We start from the raw sequence: 1224 nt of genomic DNA on the forward strand, positions 1-1224 counted from the left end.
TCGGATTCGATCGACACCACCACCGTGACATTGTCGACCAACGACACGGCGATCACCGAAGGCGGCCAGATCACCTACACCGCCACGCTGAGCAACGAAGCTCACGCACCGGTGACCGTAACCCTGTCTAACGGCCAGGTGATCACCATTGATGCCGGTAAAACTACCGGCACTGCGGTTTTCCAAACACCAGTCAATGACGTTTACAACAACGGTTCCACCGTCAGCACTACGATTACGACGGCCACTGGCGGTAACTTCGAGAAGCTGGTGCCGGATAACACCAATCCGCCGACCACCACGATTACCGACTCGATCGACACCACCACGGTAACCTTGTCGACCAACGACACTGCGATCACCGAAGGTGGGCAGATCACGTACACCGCGACCTTGAGCAACGAAGCTCACGCGCCGGTCACCGTGACCTTGTCCAATGGCCAGGTCATCACCATTGACTCCGGCAAAACTACCGGCACCGTGGTTTTCCAAACGCCGGTCAACGACGTCTACAACAACGGTTCCACCGTTAGCACCACGATTACGACGGCTACTGGCGGTAATTTCGAGAAGCTGGTTCCGGACAATACAAATCCGCCGACCACCGTCATTTCGGATTCGATCGACACCACCACCGTAACGCTGTCGACCAACGACACGGCGATCACCGAAGGTGGCCAGATCACGTACACCGCGACCTTGAGCAACGAAGCTCACGCGCCGGTGACCGTGACGCTGTCCAACGGCCAGGTCATCACCATTGATGCCGGTAAAACTACCGGCACCGTGGTATTCCAAACGCCGGTCAACGACGTCTACAACAACGGTTCGACCGTTAGCACGACCATCACCACCGCTACTGGCGGTAACTTCGAGAAGTTGGTTCCAGACAATACGAATCCGCCGACCACTGTCATTTCGGATTCGATCGACACCACCACGGTAACGCTGTCGACTACTGACACCGCTATCACTGAAGGCGGCCAGATCACCTACACCGCGACCTTGAGCAACGAAGCTCATGCTCCGGTGACCGTGACGCTGTCCAACGGTCAAGTCATTACCATTGATTCCGGTAAAACCACCGGCACCGTGGTTTTCCAAACACCAGTCAATGACGTTTACAACAACGGTTCCACCGTCAGCACCACGATTACAGCGGCTACTGGCGGTAACTTCGAGAAGTTGGTTCCGGATAACACCAATCCGCCGACCACCGTCATT

At 56.1% G+C, this 1224-nt stretch carries 1 protein-coding gene; it reads left to right on the plus strand.

All coding sequences use genetic code 11. From position 1 onward, the window contains the following. The coding region (locus LIY45_RS30495; protein ID WP_226478711.1) for an immunoglobulin-like domain-containing protein at positions 1-1224 on the plus strand (1224 nt) is incomplete at both ends.

This window comes from Pseudomonas sp. MWU16-30323 (assembly GCF_020515595.1).
GTDB lineage: Bacteria > Pseudomonadota > Gammaproteobacteria > Pseudomonadales > Pseudomonadaceae > Aquipseudomonas > Aquipseudomonas yamanorum.